This window comes from Streptomyces sp. sk2.1, from assembly GCF_008120935.1.
Lineage (GTDB): Bacteria > Actinomycetota > Actinomycetes > Streptomycetales > Streptomycetaceae > Streptomyces.
This window is the reverse complement of the sequence record NZ_RDBO01000077.1, coordinates 523,855-548,054: the sequence shown is the minus strand read 5'-3', so window position 1 is coordinate 548,054 and position 24,200 is coordinate 523,855. Positions and strand designations below refer to the sequence as shown.

The 24,200-nt window shown below is 74.6% G+C and carries 2 protein-coding genes; both read right to left on the bottom strand.

The annotated features are described in order from the left end of the window. Window positions 1-10: 10 nt before the first annotated feature. A complete protein-coding gene (locus tag EAO76_RS29765; protein WP_148838991.1) occupies window positions 11-19,309 on the bottom strand; it encodes a non-ribosomal peptide synthase/polyketide synthase in 19,299 nt (6,432 codons plus the stop codon). Next, window positions 19,306-24,192: a non-ribosomal peptide synthetase gene (locus EAO76_RS29760; protein WP_148838990.1), complete on the bottom strand. Its 4,887-nt coding sequence runs from the start codon at window positions 24,190-24,192 to the stop codon at window positions 19,306-19,308. Before EAO76_RS29760 ends, EAO76_RS29765 begins: the two co-directional genes overlap by 4 nt. Between the last annotated feature and the right edge of the window lie 8 nt (window positions 24,193-24,200).

Below are 24,200 nucleotides of genomic sequence, written 5' to 3'. Positions count from 1 at the left end.
TCTTCTGAATTCAGGACGCGGGGCCCGTGACCTTCATGGCACCAAGTTTCTCTGCGAGCACCCGGCCGATGTGTCCGATCGGTTCGGGATTCGTCATGTCGTCGTGGTCACAGTCGATGTTCACGGTGTGGATGCGACCGCCCGTATAGGGCGACCATGCCTGCGGATTCGGCGACCCGGAATTCTTGTTTCGCGTTGCGACGAACATTAGGAGGTCGCCACGGAAAAGACGAGGCCGATGGGTGGCCCGCTGCATGTTCCTGCATGCGGCCACCAGGGCCGCGATGCGCTCCTCGTCCAGGCCGGACAGGGCGCTCCCGGTCCCGGCCACGAGCCCGGCGACCAGCCCCGCGGTGAGCTCCCCGGTGACCGACGCCGGGTCGATCCCGGTGAACTGGAGCAGCGCCGCCAGCACGTCCGCCTCCTCGGCGGCCACCCGGTCGTCGGTGACGGCCTCGGGGTAGGAGTCCAGCGCGGCCAGCAGTTCGACCTGTTCGCCGGCCTCCTCCAACTGGACGGCCATCTCGTGCGCGATCACCCCGCCGATCGACCAGCCGAGCAGTCGGTACGGGCCGCTCGCCTGTACCGTGCGAATCTGCTCCAGATAGTCGGCCGCCATTTCCGAAATGGTTTCCGGGAGTTCCGCGGGACCGGAAAGGCCGCGGGCCTGAATTCCATAGACGGAATACTGCGGGTCGATATGACGGAGCAATCCGGAATAGGTCCAGCTGATTCCGGCCGCAGGGTGCACGCAGAACAGCGCGGGGCCGTCCTGGCCTGTACGCAGCGGCAACAGGACGTCGAACGGGTCCTGTTCGTTCTCCGTGCCGATCCGTTCGGTGAATTCGGCCACGTTCGGCGAACGGAACAGGGTGCTGATGCTCGTCCTGACGCCGAACACCGCCCGCACCCGGCCGGTGAGCCGGGTCGCGGCGAGGGAGTCGCCGCCGAGCTCGAAGAAGTCGTCGTCCACGAAGACCCGGTCGACGCCGAGCACCTCGGCGAACAGCCGGCACATCTCCTCCTCGCGGGGGGAGCGCGGGCCGCGGCCCGCCGACTGCTCCGTGCGGGGCTCGGGCAGGGCCGCCCGGTCCACCTTGCCGTTCGCCGTGAGCGGCAGCCGCTCCAGCGTCACGAACACGGACGGCACCATGTACTGCGGCAGCGCGGCGGCGGCGTGGGCGCGCGGGTCGGCGGGCTCGGCGCCCTCCTCCGGCACCAGGTAGGCCACCAGGCGGCGGACGCCCGGCCGGTCCTCCCTGAGCGCCACGGCCGCCCGGTCCACACCGGGGCAGCCGGCGAGCACGGACTCGATCTCGCCCAGCTCGATGCGGAAGCCGCGCAGCTTGATCTGCTGGTCGGCGCGTCCGACGAACTCCAGGTCGCCGCCGGTGTGGCGGCGCACCAGGTCGCCGGTGCGGTACATCCGCGCGCCGTCGCCCGCGAACGGGTCGGCGACGAACCGCTGTCCGGTGAGCCCGGGCCGGTCCAGGTAGCCGCGGGCGACGCCCGCGCCCGCCACGTACAGCTCGCCGACGGTGCCCTCCGGCACCGGCCGCAGCGCCCCGTCCAGGACGTACGCCGCCGCTCCCCTGACCTGACGGCCGATCGGCGGCACGCCGCCCACCGGTCCGAGCGGGGTGCTGACGGTCGCGGCCACGGTCGTCTCGGTGGGCCCGTAGGCGTTGAACACCTGGCGTCCGGCGGCGAACCGGGCCACCAGCGCCCGGCTCAGGGACTCGCCGCCCAGCACCAGGGCCCGCAGCGCGGGCAGCGGCCGGTCCGGCAGGGTCGCGGCGACGGGGGCGGCCAGCATCACGTGCGTGACGGCCTCCCGCTCCAGCACGTCGGCCAGTTGCTCGCCGTTCAGCCCGGGGGCCGGCGGCAGCACCAGGGCGGCGCCGGAGAGCAGGGCCATCGTCACGTCGGCGAGCGACGGGTCGAAGCTGGTCGACACGGCCTGGAGGACCCGGCTGCCCGCCGAGATCCCGAACCGTCCGATGTGGTCGGCGGCCAGGTTGGTCAGGCTCTCGTGGGTGACCACGACGCCCTTGGGCTGCCCGGTGGAACCGGAGGTGTACACGGCGTACGCCGGGTGGCCCGGGTGCAGCGGGGCGGTGCGCTCGTCCCGGGCGAGGTTCCCGTCCGCGAACCGGGCACCGACCGCGGCGAGTTCACCGCGTCCGACCACCGGTCCCGGAAGCACGGCCCCCGACCCGGTGTCCAGCACCAGCATCGGCCGGGCGTCCTCCAGCAGGAAGGCGATCCGGTCGGCCGGCAGGGCGGGGTCCAGCGGTACGTATCCCGCGCCCGCCTTGGCCACCCCGAGCAGGGCGACCAGCCAGTCCACCGACGCGGGGCCGGTGACCGCCACGAGGCGGTCGGGCCCGGCGCCCCGGGAGACCAGCAGCCTGGCCACCCGGTTGGCGCGGGCGTTCAGCTCCGCGTAGTCGAGCCGGGTGCCGTCCGCGACCACCGCGAGGGCGTCCGGGGTGCGCGCGACCTGCGCCTCGAACAGTTCCGGCAGGGTGGCGGCGGCGGCCGCCAGGCCGCGGTCGTCGCCCGCCGCGAGCAGCCGCTGCCGCTCGCCCGCGGGCAGCGGGTCCAGCCGGCCGACCCGGGTGCCGGGGTGCTCGGCCATGGTCCGCAGCACCTGGCGCAGCCGGTCGACGAGCTGCCCGGCCTCCTCCCGGCCGAGCACGTCGGGCCGGTGGTCGAGCCGCACGTGGAGGTGGTCCCCCACGAGGGCCGCCGCCAGGCTCAGCGGGTAGTGCGTGGCGTCGCGCAGATCGGTCGCCGAGACCCGTACGGCGGGTGCCGCACCGTCGGGGGCCGACAGGCCGCCCGGTGCGGTGGGGTAGTTCTCGAAGACGGTCGCGGTGTCGAAGAGTTCACCGACACCGGCGATCCGCTGGATGTCCGCGAGACCGAGGTACTGGTGCGGCAGCAGCGCGAGCTGCTCGGACTGGACCCGGTCCAGGAGTTCGGCGAGCGTCTCCTCGGGCCGGAGCCTGATCCGCACCGGCAGGGTGTTGATGAAGAGCCCGACCATGGTCTCGATCCCGGAGATCTCCGGGGGCCGGCCCGACACGGTGGCACCGAAGGTCACGTCGTCGCGGCCGGTCAGCCGGCCCAGGAGCACGCCCCAGGCCGTCTGCACCAGGGTGTTGAGCGTGACCCCGAGCCGCCGTCCCGCGGCGGTCAGCTCCGCGGTGAAGTCCGCGGGCAGGTCCAGCTCGATGCGTTCGGCGACGGCCGGCTCGCCACCGGCCGGCGCGAGCAGCGTCGGTTCCTCCAGGCCCTCCAGCGCCCGGCTCCAGGCCAGTTCGGCCGCCGAGCGGTCCTGCTCCGCCAGCCAGCCGAGGTAGTCCCGGTAGGGGGTGACGCGGGGCAGGGCGGAGCCCGCGCCCGAGTAGCAGGCGGCCAGTTCCGCCAGCACCACCGGCATCGACCAGCCGTCCAGCAGGATGTGGTGGTTCGTCACGACGAAGCGGTAGCGGTCGGCGGCGAGCCGGACCAGGGCGAAGCGGATCAGCGGCGGACGCGCCGGGTCGAAGCCCGCCGCCAGTTCCGCGGCCAGGATCCGCTCCAGCTCGGCCCCGCGCAGTTCCTCGGCGTGCCCGGTCAGGTCGTACGAGAACCAGGGCAGTTCGACCTCGGCGGGGATGAACTGCACCGGCTTCCCGCCGTTCTCGTGCCAGAACCCGGCCCGCAGGTTGCCGTGGCGGCGCAGCACCTGTCCGGCGGCGGCGGCCAGCGCGTCGCCGTCCAGTTCCCCGGTCATGTCCAGGGAGAGCTGCACGGTGTAGCTGTCCGCGTCCGTCTCGTAGAGCGCGTGGAAGAGCAGGCCCTCCTGGAGCGGGGCCAGGGGCAGCACCTCGTCCAGCAGCGGCCAGGCGCGCTCCAGCCGTTCGATCTCGTCCTGGGCCATCGGGACCAGCGGCAGGTCGGAGGGGGTGCGTCCGCCCGCGCCCGGCTGTCCGGCGTGGGTCACCAGGCCCTCCAGCGCGGCGAACCAGTCGTCGGCCAGCGCCCGCACCTCCTGATCGGCCATCAGCTCGCCGGGCCAGGACCAGGTGGCCGACAGCCACGGCCCGTCCGGGCCGTCCTCGACCAGGCAGTTGACCTCCAGCGCGTGCCCCAGCGGCATGCGGGGGTCGAAACCGCCGCTGCCCGTGGTGACCACGCCCTCGTCCGCCGCGTCGGCGGAACCCGGACCGGGCACGCGTCCCAGGTAGTTGAACGCCAGTTGCGGGGCGTCGAACCGGGACAGCTCCTCGGCGGTCTCCGGGTTGAGGTGGCGCAGCAGCCCGTGGCCGAGCCCGTCGCCGGGCACCGCGCGCAGCTGCTCCTTGACCCGCTTGAGCGCCCGGCCGACGGCCGGTCCGCCGCTGCGCACCTCGTCCCAGTCGGGTGTGCCCGGGTCGAGCCGGGCCGGGTACAGGGCGGTGAACCAGCCGACGGTACGGGACAGGTCGATGCCCTCGGGCTCGTAGCGGCCGTGTCCCTCGACGTCCACCAGCACCGTGTCGCGGTGGCCGTCCGCCTCGCGGCGACGGGTCGCCGCCAGTGCCAGGCCGGTCAGCAGCACGTCGGACACCCCGGCGTGGAAGGCCGTGGGGACGGCGTCCAGCAGGCCGGTGGCGGGCAGTCGCAGCGTGAAGCGGCGCAGGGTGTCCGCCACGTCGCGGCGCGGGTCCAGCGGGCGGGAGCCGAACAGCGGTTCCGGGCGTCCGTCCGGCCCGGTCAGCGTCTGCTGCCAGTGGGCCAGTTCGGCGGTCCGGGACGGGCGCACGGCCTCCTCGGCGAGCCACTTCGACCAGGACCGCAGGGAGGTGCCCACCGGTTGCAGGACGATCTCGCGCCCGGCGCCCGCGGCCGCGAGCGCCTGGTCCAGGTCGGGCAGCAGGATGCGCCAGGACACCCCGTCGACGACCAGGTGGTGCGCGGTGAACAGCAGGCAGCCGGGGGCACCGGCGCCCGCGTCGAACCAGGTCGCCCGGAGCATGACGCCGCCCTCCGGATCGAGCAGCCGCACGGCGCGCGCCGCGTGCTCGTCGACGGCGGCGCGCACCGCGGCGTCGTCCAGGCCCGCGACGTCCACCCGGCGCAGCACGTCGGCGGAGGTGACCGCGCCGGCCGGGCGGATCTCCATCGACCGGGCCGGGGCCGGGTCCAGTACGGCCCGCAGCACGTCGTGGTGGTCCAGCAGCGCGTCCAGGGCCGCGCTCACCGCGGCGGGGTCGCTGCCCGCGGGCACGGGCGCCAGCATGGACTGGCTGAACGCGTCGCTCCGGCCGCCCAGTCCGGCCAGCCAGTGCATGATCGGGGTGAAGGCGAGCTCGCCCACCGGGACGTCGGGCTCCGCCCGCCGCGCGGTGTCCACGCTCCCCGCCACCAGGGCCAGTGCCTCGACGGTCTTGTGCTCGAAGACCTCCCGCGGCGTGATGACCAGGCCCGCCCGGCGGGCCCGGCTGACCAGCTGGATGGAGAGGATGGAGTCGCCGCCCAGCTCGAAGAAGCTGCTCTCGGCGCCGACCGAGGACAGTCCGAGGACCTCGGCGAACAGGGCGCACAGCCGCTCCTCGCGCTCGGTGCCCGGCGCGCGTCCGCCGGAGGCGGCGTCGAAGTCCGGAGCGGGCAGTGCCTTGCGGTCCAGCTTTCCGTTGGGCGTGACCGGCAGGGCCTCCAGCGGCACGATCGCCGCGGGGACCATGTAGTCGGGCAGCCGCCCGGCGAGGTGCGTGCGCAGTGCGGCGACCAGGCTGCCGACCTCGCGGTTGCCCACCGGGTCGTTGGTGTACGAGCCGATCGAGGCGCCGGGGCGGACCTTCGGGCACACCACGGGCGTCGCTTCGCCCGGGGCCCCGAACACCACGTCGACGGCGCCCTCACCGGCGTTGTCCGACCAGGTCACGGCCACCGGCCTGCCCAGTCGGCCGGCCAGCAGCCACAGCTCCTCGGGCTCCACCCCGGCCTGTTCCGGCCGGGTCCACGCCTCGACGACGGCGGACGGCTCCGCCTCGGCCTCCATGGCCCGCAGCGCGCCGAACTCGCCGGCGAGCCGGGCGTTGGGCACCCCGGTCACCCGCAGCGCGTCCGGGGACTCCAGCAGGGCGGCCAGTGCGTCCAGGCCGTCCGTGAGGGTGTCCCACGCCGCTTCCCGGGGTTCGGGGGCGGCGGGGCCGTCGGAGGGCCGGCCACCGGTGCGCAGGACCGCGTCGTAGCGGTGCCGGGTCAGCTCGTTGCTCCAGGTGGAGCGCTTGACCGCGATGTCGGCGGACAGGCCGGGGACGGTGTCGGCCAGGGCGCTGAAGAAGGCCGGGTCGACCAGCAGCTCCTTCTCCATCACGACGCTCTGCTCGACGCCCCGGCGCAGCGCGGCCACTCCCTCCTCGGGCGACCAGCGGTTCAGCGTCACGCCGGCCGCGAAGCCCCGCAGGGTGCGCAGGTTGCGCACGTCGCCGACGAAGACGCTGCCGCCCGGCGCCACCAGGGCGACGGCCTTGCGGACGACGTCCTCCAGGTAGTCGGCGTTGGGGAAGTACTGGGCGACCGAGTTGACGACCACCAGGTCGAAGAAGTCCCGGGGCAGCCCGTCCGTCTCGTGGGCGGCCCCGGTGCTCAGCTCCACCCGTCCGGCGAGGGTCTCCTCCCGGTCCACCTGGGCGCGCAGCGCCTCGATGGCCTGCGAGGAGAAGTCGGTGCCCCAGTACGTCTCGACGTGCGGGGCGACCTTGGACAGGATCAGGCCGTTGCCGACGCCGAGTTCGAGCACCCGGGACGGCTTCAGCGCGAGGATGCGCTCGACGGTGGCGGCCCGCCACTGCCACATCTGCTCCAGCTCGATGGGCGCGCCGTCGTAGCTGCTGAACCAGCCGGAGAAGTTCTCGCCGAACTCCCCGACCTCGGCCTCCTGGCGGTAGTGCGTGTCGTAGACCTCGCGCCACTCGTCGACCTGTTCCACGGCGTCGGCCGCGTCGCGGGCGCCGTCGGCGTCCCCGGAACGATCGGCGGGGACGACGTAGCCGACGAGCTGGCGGTCGCCGGGCCGGTCCTCGCGGACGATCACCGCGGCCTGGGCCACGTCCGGGTGGCCGACCAGCAGGGACTCGACCTCGCCCGGCTCGATGCGGAAGCCGCGGACCTTGACCTGGTGGTCGGCGCGGCCGACGAACCGCAGTTCGCCGTCGTCGCCCCAGCGCACCAGGTCGCCGGTGCGGTACATCCGGCCGCCGGACCCGGAGAACGGGTCGGCGACGAAGCGGCCGCCGGTCAGCGCGGGGCGGCCCAGGTAGCCGCGGGCCAGGCCCGCGCCCGCCACGTAGAGCTCCCCGACCGCGCCGGGGGCCACCGGGGCGAGCCGCCCGTCCAGGACGTACACCCTGGCGTTGTCGATCGGGCGGCCGATGGGCGGTGCGCCGTCCCCGGCCGCGAGCGGCCGGCTCATGGTGGCGCACACCGTCGTCTCGGTGGGCCCGTAGGCGTTGATCATCCTGCGGTCGGGCGCCCACCGGGCGACCGATTCGCGGGAGACCGCGTCGCCCGCGACGACCAGGGTGGTGACCGTGGTCATGGCCTCGGGCGGCAGCACCGTCAGCGCGACGGGCGGCAGGGTCACGTGCGTGATCCGCTCCGTGTCCATCAGCTCGGCCAGCGGGGCGCCCGGCAGCATCCGGTCGCGCTCCGCGAGCACCAGCGCGGCGCCCGACAGCAGGGCCATGCACAGCTCGGAGAACGCGGCGTCGAAGCTGGGCGAGGCGAACTGCAGCACCCGGGCGTCCTCGCCGACCGCGAACCGGTCGATCTGCCCGAAGGCCAGGCTGGCCGGTCCCTCGTGGGACACCACGACGCCCTTGGGGCGGCCGGTGGAGCCCGAGGTGTAGATCACGTACGCCGGGTGGGCGCGCAGCAGCCCGTCGAGGCGCTCGGCATCGGTGAGGTCGCCGTCGGCGCGCGCGGCCGTCTCCTCGCCGGTCCCCGGCGCGTCGAGCAGCAGCACGGGCGTGTCGTGGCCGGGCAGCGCGGCGGCGGTCGCCGCGTGACCGATCAGCAGCGTGGGCCGGGAGTCGGCCAGCATGTACGCGATCCGGTCCGCCGGGTAGTCCGGGTCGACCGGCAGGTAGGCGCCGCCCGCCTTCAGCACGGCGAGGACGGCGACCACCTGGTCGATGCCCCGGGGCAGCGCCAGCGCCACGATCCGCTCCGGTCCGACGCCCCGGTCCACCAGGACCCGGGCCAGCCGGTTGGCCCGCGCGTTGAGCTCGGCGTACGTCAGGGTGCGGCCCTCGTGCACCAGCGCGGTGCGGCCGGGGGCGCGGGACACCTGGGCCTCGAAGAGGGCGGGCACCGGCAGCGCCGGGACCTCCCGGCCGGTGTCGTTCCACTCGACCAGGACCCGGTGCCGCTCCTCGGGGGCCAGCAGGTCGAGGGCGCCGATCGGCAGTTCCGGGTCGGCGGCGGCCGCCGTCAGCAGCCGCTCCAGCCGCTCGGCCAGGCCCCGTACGGTACCGGCGTCGAACAGGTCGGTGCTGTACTCGGCGACCCCGAACAGGCCGGCCGCCCGGCCCTCGGCGTCGTGCTTCTCGACCAGGTTGAACAGCAGGTCGAACCGGGACACCTTGACGCCCAGCGGTTCGGCCCGGGTGTCCAGACCGGTCAGGTCGCGCGGTTCGGGCGTGGCGTTCTGCAGCCCGAGCGCGATCTGGAACAGCGGGTGCCGGCCCGCCACCCGCTCCGGGTTGAGCTTCTCGACGAGCAGCTCGAAGGGCAGGTCCTGGTGGGCGAAGGCGGCCAGGTCGGTGCGCCGGACCCGGTCGATCAGCTCCGCGAAGCCGGGGTCGCCCGAGGTGTCGGTGCGCAGCACCAGGGTGTTGACGAAGAAGCCGACCAGGTCGTCGAGGGCCTCGTCGTCGCGTCCGGCGACCGCGCAGCCGATCGGCAGGTCGGTGCCGGCGCCGAGCCGGGTGAGCAGGGCCGCGAGTCCGGCCTGGAGCACCATGTAGAGGCTGGCCCGATGGGTGCGGGCCAGCTCCGTGAGCCGGGTGTGCAGCTCGGGGCCCAGCTCGAAGGTGATCTCGTCGCCGCGGAACTCGGTACGGGCCGGGCGGGGCCGGTCCGTGGGCAGGTCCAGCTCCTCGGGCAGTCCTTCCACCGCCCGGGTCCAGAAGTCCAGCTGACGGGAGATCACGCTGTCCGGGTCCTCGTCGGAGCCGAGCACCCGGTGCTGCCACAGCGTGTAGTCCACGTACTGGAGCGGCAGGTCCGCCCAGCCGGGCGCCCCGCCCGCGCTCCGGGCCGCGTACGCCGCGGCCAGGTCGCCGGCCAGCGGGGCCAGCGACCAGCGGTCACCGGCGATGTGGTGCACCAGCAGCAGCACCACGTGTTCCTCGGGCGCCAGCGCGAACAGCGTGGCGCGCAGCGGCGGTTCGGCCGCCAGGTCGAAGCCCTCGGCCGCCGCGGCGGCCAGCTCCTGGGGCAGGCTCTCCTCGGTGGTCACGACGACGGGCATCGCCGGCGCGGCCTCGTCGACGGACAGGACGTGCTGGCAGGGCACCCCGTCCACCTCGGGGAAGGTGGTGCGCAGGCTCTGGTGCCGTTCGACCACGTCGGCCAGGGCCGTGCGCAGCGCGGACGCGTCGAGGGCGCCGCGCAGCCGCACCGCGAAGGGCATGTTGTACGTGCTGCTCTGCTCGTCGAAGCGGTTGATGAACCAGAGCCGCCGCTGGGCGAAGGAGAGCGGGATGCGCTCGGGCCGGTCGGGCACGACGGCCGGGGCGCGGCGGGCGGCCGCGGCCTCGTCCAGGTGGACGGTCAGCCCGGCCACCGTGGGCGCCTCGAACAGGGCCCGGACGGGCAGTTCGACGCCGAAGGCCGACCGGATGCGGCTGACCAGCCGGGTGGCGAGGAGCGAGTGCCCGCCCAGGTCGAAGAAGCTGTCGTCGATGCCCACCCGGGGTGCCCCGAGGATCTCGGCGAACAGTCCGCACAGGATCTCCTCGGCGGGCGTGCGCGGTGCGCGCCCCTCCTCGGCGGCCCGGAACTCCGGGTCCGGCAGGGCCGCCCGGTCCACCTTCCCGTTGGGGGTCAGCGGCAGTTCGTCCAGGACCATGAGGGCGGCCGGGACCATGTGGTCGGGCAGCGCGTCGGCCGCGTGCTCGCGGACGGCGGCCGGCTGGGGCGTCCGGTCGCCCGCGGGCACCAGGTACGCCACGAGGCGGGCCCGCGACGAGCCCTGCGCGTGGACGGTGACGACGGCGCGGGAGACGTCGGGGTGCGCGGCCAGCACGGCCTCGATCTCCCCCAGCTCGATGCGGAAACCACGGATCTTCACCTGATGGTCCGTACGACCCAGATACTCCAGGTTCCCGTCACCCGACCAACGGGCCAGGTCACCCGTGCGGTACATCCGCGAACCGGCCGACACGGCGAACGGATCGGCCACGAACCGCTCCGCCGACAGACCCGGACGGTTCAGATAACCACGCGCCACACCCGCACCCGCGAGATAGAGCTCTCCCGCCACACCCGGAGCCACCGGCCGCAACCGCGCGTCCAGCACATACGCACGCGTGTTGCGCACGGGGGTGCCGATGGCGGGGGCGCCGGGCCGGTCGGTGAGCGCGAGGGCGGTGGACCACACGGTCGTCTCGGTGGGCCCGTAGAGGTTGGTCACCTCTGCGGCGAGCTCCCGCATCCCGGCCGCGAGGCCGGGCGGCAGCGCCTCGCCGCCGACGAGCATGCGCAGTCCGCGCATCCGGTCGGGGTGGGCGGTGACCAGTTCCTGCCACAGCGACGGGGTGGCCTGCATCAGGGTGGCCCCGGTGCGGACGGCGAGCGCGGACAGGGCGTCCGGGTCGCGCACCGTCCCGCGGTCCGCCAGGACCACGCCCGCGCCGCCGAGCAGCGGGGCGTGGATCTCCAGGGTGTGGATGTCGAAGGCGACCGTGGTCACGGCGAGGAGCCGGTCCGCCGCCCCGACCGGGAAGCGGTCCGTCATCGCGGTGAGGAAGTTGACCAGGGCGGAGTGCGGGATCACGACGCCCTTGGGGCGGCCGGTGGAGCCCGAGGTGTAGATGACGTACGCCGGGTGGGCGGGCGTCAGCGGCACCGGGCGGTCCCGGTCGGTCGGGTCGGTGCCGGGCAGCGTCTCCCCGGCACCGTACGAGTCGTCGGCCGGGTCGAGGACCAGGCGCGGCACACCGCCGGTGGCGGTCTCCTCGGTGTCGGTGACGACGAGCACCGGGCGGGCGTCGTCGAGCATGTGCGCGATCCGGTCGGCCGGGTAGTCCGGGTCCACCGGCAGGTAGCCGGCGCCGGTCTTGAGCACGGCCAGCATCGCGACGATCAGCTGCTGCGAGCGCGGCAGGGCCAGGGCGACGAACCGCTCCGGTCCGGCACCGGCCGCGAGCAGCCGGTGCGCCAGCCGGTTGGCGCGGGCGTTGAGCTGCGCGTAGGTCAGCTCCGCGCAGGCGTCCGGCCCGTCCTCGGTGAGCAGGGCGACGGCGTCCGGGGTGCGGGCCGCCCGCGCCTCGAAGAGCTCGGGCAGGGTCGCCCCGGACAGTTCGGCGGCGGTGTCGTTCCACTCCTCCAGCACGCGGTGGCGCTCCCGCGCCCCGAGCACGTCGATGTCGCCGATGCGTGCCGCGGGGTCGGCCGCGCCGGCCTCCAGGACGCGGACGAACTGCTCGACGACGCGTTCCGCCGTGGCCTGGTCGAACAGGTCGGCGCTGTAGTCGAGCGCGCCGGTCAGCCCGTCCGGCGTCCCGTCGGCGGTGAACCGCTCGGAGAGGTCCAGCAGCAGGTCGAAGCGGACCGCGCCGCCGCCGATGTCCTCGGGCCGGACGTCGAGTCCGGGCAGGCCGAGGCGGGCGGTCTCGTTGTTCTGGAGGGTGATCATCACCTGGAACAGCGGGTGGCGGGAGAGCGAGCGGGCCGGGTTGAGCACCTCGACCAGCCGCTCGAACGGCACGTCCTGGTGGGCGTACGCCGCCAGGTCGGTCTCCCGGACCCGGTCCAGGAGTTCGCCGAAGGCCGGGTTGCCGGAGGTGTCGGTGCGCAGCACCAGGGTGTTGATGAAGCAGCCGACCAGCTCGTCGAGCGCCTCGTCGGTGCGGCCCGCGACGGCGGTGCCGACCGGGATGTCGGTGCCCGCGCCGAGCCGGGTCAGCAGGGCCGCGAGGCCCGCCTGCACCACCATGAACAGGCTGGTGGAGCGCTGCTGGGCCAGCCGGGCCAGGCGCCGGTGCAGTTCCGCGTCGATGCGCAGCGGGGCGCGCCCGCCCCGGAAGGTCGCGACGGCGGGCCGGCGGCGGTCGGTCGGCAGTTCCAACTGGTCGGGGAGTCCGGCCAGTTCGGTCTTCCAGTGGGCGAGCTGGCGGGCCATCTCGCTGTCCGCGTGGTCCTCGTCGCCGAGCACCTCGCGCTGCCACAGGGTGTAGTCGGCGTACTGGACCGGCAGCGGCTCCCACTCGGGGGCGCCGCCGCCCAGGCGGGCCCCGTACGCCTGCGACAGGTCCCGGCCCAGCGGGGCGAGCGACCAGCCGTCACCGGCGATGTGGTGCAGTCCGAGCAGCAGGACGCGGGTGTCCTCGCCGAGCTCGAACAGGGTGGCGCGCAAAGGCGGTTCGGATGCCAGGTCGAAGCCGCGCCCGGCCTCGGCGGCCAAGGCGGCGGGCAGGTCGGCGGCGTCGGGGCGCACGGTGTCGAGCTCCGGGCGCCACTCCTCCAGCACCTGCTGGCGGGGTTCGCCGTCGATCTCGGGGAAGACGGTCCGCAGGCTCTCGTGGCGTGCCACGACGTCGGCGAGCGCCGCCCGCAGCGCGGTGGTGTCCAGGGTCCCGGTCAGCCGCACCGCCAGCGCGAGGTTGTACCGGGCGTCCTGCGGGTCCATCCGGTTGATGAACCAGAGCCGTCGCTGGGCCGGGGAGAGCGGCAGCAGCGCGGGGCGTTCCATGGGCCGCAGGGCCCGGCGGGCGGTGTCCGCCCCGCCGATGCGGGCGGCCAGCTGCTCCACGACGGGGGCCTCGAACAGGGCTCGCACCGGGAGTTCGACGCGGAACTCCGTGCGGATGCGGCTGACCAGCTTGGTCGCGAGCAGCGAGTGGCCGCCCAGTTCGAAGAAGCCGTCCTCGGCGCCCACCGTGTCCACGCCCAGGATCTCGGCGTACAGGGCGCACAGCCGCTCCTCCTCGGGGGTGGCCGGGGCCCGGCCGCCGCCCACCTCGGGGTCGGGCAGCGCGCGCCGGTCGAGCTTGCCGTTGGGGGTCAGCGGCAGTTCGTCCAGGGTCACGAACGCGGCCGGGACCATGTGGTCGGGCAGTGCGTCGGCGACGGCCCGGCGCAGGGCGGCGGTGTCCGTCCCGGCGCCGTCGGCGGGGACCGTGTAGGCCACCAGCCGGGTGCGGCCGGGGCCGTCCTGTCGGGCCAGGACGACGGCGCGGGAGACGTCGGGGTGCGCGGCCAGCACGGCCTCGATCTCCCCCAACTCGATGCGGAAACCACGGATCTTCACCTGATGGTCCGTACGACCCAGATACTCCAGGTTCCCGTCACCCGACCAACGGGCCAGGTCACCCGTGCGGTACATCCGCGAACCGGCCGACACGGCGAACGGATCGGCCACGAACCGCTCCGCCGACAGACCCGGACGGTTCAGATAACCACGCGCCACACCCGCACCCGCGAGATAGAGCTCTCCCGCCACACCCGGAGCCACCGGCCGCAACCGCGCGTCCAGCACATACGCACGCGTGTTGTGGACCGGCCGTCCGATGGACGCGGTGGCGGGCCAGCGGTCGGTGTCGGCGGGCAGGGTGCAGCCGGTCACCACGTGGGTCTCGGTGGGCCCGTAGTGGTTGTGCAGCCGCCAGCCGCCGCGCCGGTGCGCGGCCCGGATCCGGTCGCCGAGCACCAGGGCCTCACCGGCCTGCGACACATGGGTGAGCGCGGGCAGTTCGCCGTCCGGTCCGAGGGCGTCGAGGAGCGCGTCGATGACCAGGTTGGGCGCGTACAGCTCCTGCACCCGGTGCCGGCCGAGCCAGTCGGCGAAACCGGCCGGGTCGCGGCGCACGGCGTCGTCCGGGACGACCAGGCACTTTCCGTGCAGCAGCGTGGAGAGGATCTCCTGCGCCGACACGTCGAAGCTGAGCGCGGTGAACTGCGCCGTCCTGGTGCCCTCGCCGCCCGGCACCGCCCCGGCGTGCCAGGCCATCAGGTTGACCATGGCCGAGCCGGGCATGACGACGCCCTTGGGGCGGCCGGTGGAGCCGGAGGTGTAGATGACGTACGCGGGGTGCTCCGGCCGCAGCGGGCGGGTCCGCTCGTCGTCGGTCAGGTCGCCGCCGTCGTACGCGTCGAGCCCGTACAGCTCGTCGAGCAGCACCCGGGTGGTGGCCGACGCGCACTCGTCCGGCAGCCGGCCGGCCGTCGCGGACGTGGTCAGCAGCAGCGCGGGCGCCGCGTCGGTGACCATGTGGGCCAGCCGTTCGGCAGGGTAGTCCGGGTCGAGCGGCAGATAGGCGGCACCGGCCTTGAGCACCGCGAGGAGCGCGACGATCTGGTCCGTCGAGCGCGGTACGGCGAGGGCGACCAGGCTCTCCGGTCCGACCCTCCGCCCGGCCAGCAGCCGGGCCAGCCGGTTGGCGCGGGTGTTGAGCTCGCGGTAGTCCAGCTCGCCGTCCTCGGCGAGCACCGCGGTGGCGTCCGGGGTGCGGGCCGCCTGCGCCTCGAAGAGCGCGGGCAGGGTGACCGGCGCGACCGGGCGCGCCGTGTCGTTCCACCCCTCCAGTACCTGGTGGCGCTCCTCGGGGGTGAGGATCTCGATCCTGCCGATGGACCGGTCCGGGTCGCCGGCCGCCCCTTCCAGCAGGCGGATCAGCCGGGCCAGCAGGGTGTCGACCGTCGTCCGGTCGTACAGGTCCGTGCTGAACTCGACGGTGCCCTCCAGGCCTGCCGCCCGGCCGTCCGCCGCCCGCTCCTCCGCGAACGCGAAGAACAGGTCGAACTTGGCGACGCCGGTGCCGACCTCGACCGGGCGTGCGGTGAGGGCGGGCAGCCGGAGTTCGGCCGTCTCGTTGTTCTGGAGGGTGACCATCACCTGGAACAGCGGGTGGCGGGAGAGCGAGCGGGCCGGGTTGAGCACCTCGACCAGCCGCTCGAACGGCACGTCCTGGTGGGCGTACGCGGCCAGGTCGGTCTCCCGGACCTGCTCCAGGAGCTTGCGGAAGGTGGGGTCGCCGGAGGTGTCGGTGCGCAGCACCAGGGTGTTGACGAAGAAGCCGACCAGGTCCGCGGTGGCGTCGTCGGACCGGCCGACGACGGGGCTGCCCAGCGGGATGTCGGTGCCCGCGCCGAGCCGGCTCAGCAGGGCCGCGACGGCGGACTGGAGCACCATGAACAGGCTGACGTTGGCCTCGCGGGCCAGCTCGGTGAGCCGCTGGTGCAGCTCCGGGCCGAGCCGGAACGACAGGGTGTCCCCGCCGAGCCCGGCCACGGCGGGCCGCGGCCGGTCGGTGGGCAGCTCCAGCTGGTCCGGGAGGTCGGCCAGCGTGGTGCGCCAGAAGTCCAGCTGACCGGAGATCAGGCTCTCCGGGTCGCCCTCGTCGCCCAGGAGTTCCTGCTGCCACAGGGTGTAGTCGGCGTACTGCACCGGCAGCGGCTGCCACTGCGGGGCGTCGCCGTCCAGCCGGGCCCGGTAGGCGGACGACAGGTCCCGGCCCAGCGGGGCGAGCGACCAGCCGTCGGTGGCGATGTGGTGGAACAGCAGCAGCAGGACGTGCGCGTCGGGGCCGGTGCGGAACAGGGTGGCGCGCAGCGGGGCCGCGGACGCCAGGTCGAAGCCGCGGGCCGCCTCGGCGGTCATCGCGGCCGTGAGCCCGTCCTCGGTGACGTCCACGACCGGCAGCGCGGGCCGGGCCGCGGCCGCGGCCGCGTCGAGGACCTGCTGGTACGGGGTGCCGTCCTCGGCGGGGAAGAGGGTGCGCAGCGTCTCGTGGCGTTCGACGACGTCGCCGAGCGCGGCGTGCAGGGCCTCGGTGTCCAGTTCACCGGTGAGCCGTACGGCGAGCGGCACGGTGTACGCGCCGCCGGGGCCGTCGACCTCGTTGATGAACCAGAGCCGCCGCTGGGCCAGGGACAGGGGTATCCGCTCCGGGCGGGGCTGCGGGACGAGCGGCGGACGGGCGGTCTCGGCGCCGTCCAGCCGGGCGGCGAGCCCGGCCACGGTCGGGGTCTCGAACAGGGCACGCATGGGCAGTTCGGCGCCCATGACCGAGCGGATCCGGCCGACCAGCCGGGTCACCAGCAGCGAGTGGCCGCCGAGGTCGAAGAAGCTCTCGTCGATGCCGACCCGCGGGACGCCGAGCACCTCGGCGAACAGCCCGCACATCAGCTCCTCGCGGGGCCCGCGCGGGGCCCGGCCGCCGGTGCCGGCGCCGAGCTCGGGGGCGGGCAGCGCGGCCCGGTCCAGCTTGCCGTTGGGGGTGCGCGGGAAGTCGTCCACGACGACGAAGGCCGCGGGGACCATGTAGTCGGGCAGCGACCGGGCGGCGTGGGCGCGCAGCTCCTCGGCGCGGGGGGCGGGGCGCCCCTCGACGGGCACCGGATAGGCGACGATCCGCCGGTCCCCCGGCCGGTCCTCGCGCACCACGGCCAGGGTGCGGGCCACGTCGGGGTGGGTGGTGAGGACGGTCTCGATCTCGCCCAGCTCGATGCGGTAGCCGCGCACCTTGACCTGGTCGTCGACGCGTGCGACGAAGCGCAGTTCGCCGTCGGTGCCCCAGCGGGCCAGGTCGCCGGTGCGGTACATGCGCGAGCCGTCGGCGGCGAACGGGTCGGCCACGAAGCGGCTCGCGGTGAGTCCGGGCCGGTTCAGGTAGCCCCGGGTCACATGGGTGCCGCTGATGTACACCTCGCCGGGGACGTCCGGGCCCACCGGGCGCAGGGCGCTGTCCAGGACGAGGATGCCGGTGTTCCAGGAGGGGCGGCCGATGGGGACGGCGGCCTCCGGGAGGTCGTCGTCGGGGCCGACCCGGAACTCGGTGCAGCCGACCGTCGTCTCGGTGGGGCCGTACTCGTTGACGATCGTGATGCCGGGCCGGGCCTCGCGCCACAGCCGTACGGCGTCCGCGGTCAGCAGCTCGCCGCCGACGACGAGCTGCTCGGTCGGCGAGAACTCCTCGGGCAGTTCGGTGAGGATCGGGATGTGGCTGGGCGTGCCCTTGACCAGGGCCGGGCGCCGGGTGGGCGGCCCGTCGGGGGCTCCCTCGCGCAGCTCGACCAGGTGGGCGCAGCCGCCCGTGGTCAGGGGGACGAAGAGTCCGGTCACCGTCAGGTCGAAGGAGATCGGCGAGTGGACCAGCCAGCGGCCGTCGCCCGCGTCGTAGTGCTCCCGCGCCCAGGCCAGGTAGGCGCTGAGGGAGGCGTGGTCGACGACGACGCCCTTGGGGCGGCCGGTGGAGCCGGAGGTGTAGATGACGTACACCGCGTGGTCGGTGCGCAGCGGGGAGAGGCGGTCGGCGTCGGTGGGCGCGACGGCCGCGGCGGCCTCGCGGGCGGCCGTGGTCGCCGGGTCGTCGAGGACCAGGACGGGCAGGTCCCCTGCGGGCAGCCGGCCGGCGGTCGCCGAGGTGGCGAGCAGCAGCGTCGGCGCGGCGTCGCCGAGCACGAACTCCAGGCGTTCCGCGGGCTGTTCGACGTCGATCGGGAGGTAGGCGGCGCCGGTCTTGACGACCGCGAGGACGGCGGCGGCCAGGTCCACCGAGCGTTCCACGGCCACGGCGACCAGCTGCTCGGGGCCGGCGCCGCGTTCGATCAGCAGCCGGGCCAGGCGGTTCACCCGGTCGTCGAGTTCGGCGAAGGTCAGCTCGGTGTCCTCGAACGCCACGGCGGGCGCGTCGGGCGTGCGCGCGACCTGTGCCTCGAAGAGGTCGGGCAGCGTCGCGGCCGGCACCTCGCGGCGCGGGCCCGTGCTGCGGGCCAGTACGGCCCGGTGCTCGTCGCCGGTCAGCAGGGCCAGTCGGCCGACCGGCCGGCCGGCGTCGTCCGCGACCTGCTCGAAGAGCTGCCGCATCCGGGCGCCCAGGCGGGTCACGAGTCCCTCGTCGAAGACGTCGGGCCGGTAGTCGAGCTTGAGCAGGATGCGGGCGCCGGGCGCCACGGTCAGGCCGAGCGGGTAGTGGTTGGCGTCCCGGCCCTCGACGTCGCGGATGCGCAGCCCGCCGATGGGCGCGTCCACCGCGTCCGGGTCGACCGGGTAGTTCTCGAAGACGACGGAGGTGTCGAAGAGCGTCCCGGCGCCGGTCAGCGCCTGGATCTCGGCCAGCCCCAGGTGCTGGTGGGGCATGAGCGAGGCCTGTTCGTCCTGCACCCGGCACAGCAGTGCGGACAGCGGCTCGGCCGGGTCGATGCGCAGCCGCAGGGGCAGCGTGTTGAGGAGCAGGCCGACCATGCTGCGGACGCCGTCGAGGTCCGGCGGGCGCACCGAGACGGTGGTGCCGGTGATGACGTCGTCGCGGCCGGTGATCGTGGAGAGCAGCAGCCCCCACACGGTCTGCACGACGGTGTTCAGGGTGACGTCGTGCTGCCGGGCGACGGCGTTGAGCCGCGCGGTCAGCTCCTCGTCCAGCTCGAAGAGGAAGCGGTCGGGGCGGGCCGGGGCGGGCGCCGCGTCCACGGGCGCGACCAGGGTCGGTTCGTCGACCCCGGCCAGCGCGTGGCGCCAGGCCTCCTCGGCGGCGCCCCGGTCCTGGCCCGCGAGCCAGCCGAGGTAGTCGCGGTACGGGGTGACGCGCGGCAGGGCGCTGTCGTCGCCGCGGCTGAGGTAGAGCGCGAACAGCTCCGAGAACAGCAGCGGGGTGGACCAGCCGTCGAGCAGGATGTGGTGGTTGCTCACCACGAACCGGTAGCGGTCGTCGCCGAGCCTGATCAGCAGGAAGCGGATCAGCGGGGCCTTGCCGAGGTCGAACTTCCGGGACCGGTCGAGCTCCAGGATGCGGGCGAGTTCGCCCTCCCGGTCCTCGTCCGTGCGCTCGCGCAGGTCGAACTCGTACCAGGGCAGCCTGATCTTGCGCCGGATGACCTGCACCGGCCGGTCGAGGCCCTCGTAGCGGAACGCGGCGCGCAGGTTGGCGTGGCGGCGCAGGAGCGTCTCGGCGGCGGCGCGCAGGGCCGCCGCGTCGACCTCGCCCTCGATGTCGAGGACGATCTGGACGGTGTAGACGTCGGGAGCCCCGTGGTCGTAGAGAGCGTGGAAGAGCAGCCCCTCCTGGAGGGGTGAGAGCGGCAGGATGTCCTCGATCCGAGCGTTCACCGTGCGTCCCCCCAGAATGAGTCCATGTCGTCCTCTTCATCCTCTTCGTCGTCCTCGTCGTCCGCGGCGAGGACTTGATCGATCTGACTCTGCGTCAGTGATGTCAGTGCGACGTCCGACGGGGTCCACCCGCCGGCGTCGGGGTTCTCCGCGTGCGTGGCGATGGCCTCCAGGGCCCGGAGCCAGGTCTCGGCGAGATCCCGGACCTCGGCCTCGGACAGCAGTCCGTCCGGCCAGGACAGGGTCGCCGAGAGCAGGGTTCCCGCATCGCTCTCGTGGGCAGCGGCGTTGATCTCCAGGGCGTGCGGCAGCCGCGCGCCCGGTTCGGCGTGTCCGGGCAGCGCACCGGTCTCCGGTGCGGGTGCCCACTGGCCGGCCGGGGCCGACGCCCCGAACCTGCCCAGGTAGTTGAATCCGATCTGCGGGGCCGGCCGGCCGCTCAGCTCGACGGCCGTCTCCGCGTTGAGGCGGCGCAGCAGCCCGTAGCCGATGCCGTGGTCGGGCACCGCCCGCAGCTGTTCCTTGATCCGCTTGAGCGCGCGTCCGGCGGCCTCGCCGGCGGCCATCGCCTCGGCCACGTCCACCGGGCCCGGGTCCAGCCGCACGGGGTGGCTGCTGGTGAACCAGCCGACGGTGCGGGACAGGTCCACCCCCTCGACGATGTCCTCCCGGCCGTGGCTCTCCAGGTCCAGCAGCACACCGGTGTCCCGGCCGCGGCCGGTGCGGCGGCGCCAGTCGGCCAGTGCCAGGGCCAGCCCGGTGAGCAGGACGTCGTTCACCCCGGCGTGGAAGGCCGCGGGGACCGTCGTCAGCAGGGCCTCGGCCCGCCCGGCGGGCAGTTCGACCGTCACCGAGCGCAGCGCGCCCACGGTGTCCCGCTCCGGGTCCATCGGGCGGCTGCCCAGCTCCGGGTCGGGGCCGGTCAGCGTCTGCTGCCAGAAGGGGAGTTCGGCACGGCGCAGCGGCTCGTGGGCGAGCCGGGCCAGGTGCTGCGTCCAGCGCCGGAAGGAGGTGCCCTCCGGTGCCAGGGCGGCCGGTTCGCCCGCCCCCGCGGCCCGCCACGCCTCGACCAGGTCGGGGACCAGAATGCGCCAGGACACGCCGTCCACCGCGAGGTGGTGCAGGACGAGCAGCAGCCGGCCGGACTCCCGCGGGCCGGCGTCGAACCAGACCGCCTGCGCCATGACGCCCGCCTCGGGGTCGAGCCGGTCGCGGGCCGCCTCGCCCTCCGTACGGATCAGTGCGGCCAGCCGGTCGCCGTCCGTGCCGGCCGCGTCGACGCGGCGCACCATCCGTGCGGCGTCGACCGTGCCGGGGGCGGCCACCTCCAGCCGCCAGCTCTCGCCCCGTTCGAGCCGCAGGCGCAGCGCGCCGTGGTGGTCGAGCAGGGTCCGCAGGGCGGTGACGAGCCGCTGCTCGCCGAGCTCCGCCGGGACGGTGAGCAGTGTCGCCTGGTTGACGCCGTCGCTCGGGCCGCCGAGTTCGCGCAGTTCGTCGACGATGGGCAGGGTCACCACCTCGCCGACGGCCACGTCCTGCGGGTCCCTCGCCCCCTCGCCGCCGCGCTCCTCGGCCGCCGCGGCGAGGGCCGCGACGGTCTTGTGCCGGAACACGTCCCGGGGGCTGAAGACCAGGCCGCGGGCGCGGGCCCGGCTGACCAGTTCGATGGAGACGATGCTGTCGCCGCCCAGGTCGAAGAAGCTGCTGTCCACGCCGACCTCGTCCAGGCCGAGCACCTCGGCGAAGAGTCCGGCCAGCAGTTCCTCGCGCCGGGTGTGCGGGGTCCGTCCGGCACCGCCGGAGAGGTCCGGGGCCGGCAGGGCGCGCCGGTCCACCTTTCCGCTCGGGGTGAGCGGGAAGGCGTCCAGCACCACCACGGCGACCGGCACCATGTAGTCGGGCAGGTCGGCCGCGAGCCGGTCCCGCAGCTCGTCGGGGTCGGGGTGCCCGTCGGGCGCGGGCACGGTGTAGGCGACCAGCTGGCGCACCCCGGGCCGGTCCTCGCGCACGACGACGGCCGCCTGGGCGACGCCCGGCTGTCCGGACAGCGCCGACTCGATCTCGCCGAGTTCGATGCGGAAGCCGCGGATCTTCACCTGGTCGTCGGTGCGGCCGAGGTACTCCAGCACGCCGTCGCGCCAGCGCACCAGGTCCCCGGTGCGGTACATCCGGGTGCCGGGCGGGCCGTAGGGGTCCGCCACGAACCGGCCGGCCGTCAGCGCGGAGTCGGCCACGTAGCCGCGGGCCAGCGCGGGCCCGGACAGGTGGAGTTCGCCGGGCACCCCGGGCAGGACCGGCCGCAGCCGCTCGTCGAGCACCCGGGCGGTGGTGCCGGGCACCGGGCGGCCGATGACCGGGCGGCCCGGACCGATCCGTACGACGACGGAGTCGACCGTGCACTCGGTGGGGCCGTACAGGTTGAACGCGGCCAGGCCGGGGGTCTCGGCGAGCCGGCGCCACAGCGGCTCCGGGACCGCCTCGGCGCCCAGGGCCAGCGCCCGCAGCCGGTGCGGGCCGTCCAGCAGGCCGCGGGCCACGAGCTGCGCCGCGTACGACGGCGTGGTGCTCAGCGCGTCCACCCGCCGTTCGGCGAGGTGGGCCAGCAGCGCGTCCGGGTCGGTGCGGACCTCGTCGTCCAGGACGTGCAGCTCGTGCCCGTCGAACAGCCACAGCAGCTGGTCGACGGAGGCGTCGAAGGAGAACGAGGCGAAGTGCGCGGCGCGCAGCCGGGCCCCGTCCGCCGCCGGTGCGTACACCCGCTCGCGCATGGCGTGGAACAGCCCGGCCATGGAACCGTGGCTCACCAGGACGCCCTTGGGGCGGCCGGTGGAGCCGGAGGTGTGGATCACGTAGGCGGGCGCGCCCGGGACCTGCGCCGTCCGCGGCGCGTGGTCGGGGGCGGTGGCCGTCGCCGCGGCCAGCTCGTCCGGTCCGAGGAGCTCGCTGCCGGCCGTGTCCACGCCGGGCAGGCCGTCGGCGCCGGTGAGCACCAGGGCCGGACGGGTGCGGCCGAGCATGTACGTCAGCCGGCCGGCCGGGTACGAGGGGTCGAGCGGCACGTAGCCGCCGCCCGCCTTGAGCACCGCGAGGATCGCCGTCACCAGCGCCGCGGACCGGGGCATGGCCAGGCCCACCAGGGACTCGGCGCCGATTCCGCGCGCCGCCAGCACCTGGGCCAGCCGGTTGGCGCGGGCGTCGAGCTCGGCGAAGGTGAGGGTGTCGTCCGCCGCGACGACGGCCGTGGCGCCGGGGGTCCTGGCGGCCTGCTCCGCGAACAGCTCCGCGGGGGTCCGGGCCCCGGTGGATCCGCCGCGGCCCCGGCCCCAGTCGTCCAGCACCTGTTCGAGTTCGCCGGGCACGGCGACGGCGAGGTCGCCGATGGGCCGGTCGGGACCGGCCGCGGCGGCGGCCAGCAGCCGGACCAGGCGGTCCGCGATCATCTCGGCCGTCGCCTGGTCGAACAGGTCGACGGCGTACTCGATCATGCCGGTGATGCCGTCCGGTTCGCCGTCGGCGGTCTGCCGTTCCTCCAGGTTGAACGACAGGTCGAACTTGGCGGCGTCCAGGCCGATCCGGAGCGTGGTGACGTCCAGTCCGGGCAGTACCAGCTCGGTCGACTCCGCGTTCTGGAACGACAGCATCACCTGGAACAGCGGGTGCCGGGCCAGCGAACGCGTCGGGTTGAGGACCTCCACCAGCCGCTCGAACGGCACGTCCTGGTGGGCGTACGCGGCGAGGTCGGTCTCCCGGACCCGGTCCAGGAGCTCGGTGAAGCCCGGGTCGCCGGAGGTGTCCGTGCGCAATACCAGGGTGTTCACGAAGAAGCCGACCAGTTCGTCGAGCGCCTCGTCGGTGCGGCCCGCGATCAGCGAGCCGACCGGGATGTCGGTGCCCGCGCCGAGCCTGGTCAGCAGGGCGGCGACACCGGCCTGCATGACCATGAAGAGGCTGACGTTGGACTCCTTGGCCAGTTCGGCCAGGTCCCGGTGGAGCGCGGCGGGGATGCGCACGGCGGCGCTCTCGCCACGACGGCTCGGCAGCTGCGGGCGCGGCCGGTCGACGGGCAGCGTGATCTCGTCCGGCAGTTCGGCCAGCGCCTCGTGCCAGTAGGAGAGCTGGCGGGCCAGCGAGCTGTCGGGCTCGCTCTCCTCGCCGAGCACCTCGCGCTGCCACAGGGTGTAGTCCGCGTACTGGACCGGCAGCGGCTCCCACTCGGGGGCGTCGCCCGCCGCGCGGGCGGTGTACGCGGCCGACAGGTCCCGGGCCAGCGGGGCCAGCGACCAGCCGTCGGCCGCGATGTGGTGCAGCACCACGAGCAGTACGTGGTCCCGCTCGCCCAGCCGGAACACCTGTGCGCGCAGGGGCAGTTCGCGGCCCAGGTCGAAGCCGGCGTTGGCGGCCGAGGCCAGTTCGCCGGACAGCTCCTGCTCCTCGACGGTCCGGACGGGCAGCTCCGGCACCAGCGGCGGCAGGATCTGCTGCCGCGGCTGGCCCTGCTCGTCGGGGAAGAGGGTGCGCAGCGCCTCGTGGCGGGCCACGACGTCGCCGAGGGCCAGCCGCAGCGCCTGCGCGTCGAAGTCGCCGGAGAGCCGGACCGCCATCGGCACGTTGTACGCGGCCGAGTTCTCCTCGAACCGGTTGAGGAACCAGAGCCGGCGCTGGGCGGAGGAGAGCGGGACGGTCTCGGGCCGCCGGGCGGGGGCCAGGGCGGTGCGGGCGCGGGCGGCCTCGTCCAGGACCCGGTCCAGCGCGGCCACCGTCGGGTTCTCGAAGAGCGCCCGGATCGGCAACTCCACACCCAGCACCGACCGCACCCGACTCACCAGACGCGTCGCCAGCAACGAATGACCACCCAGATCGAAGAACCCGTCCTCGACCCCCACCCCCGACA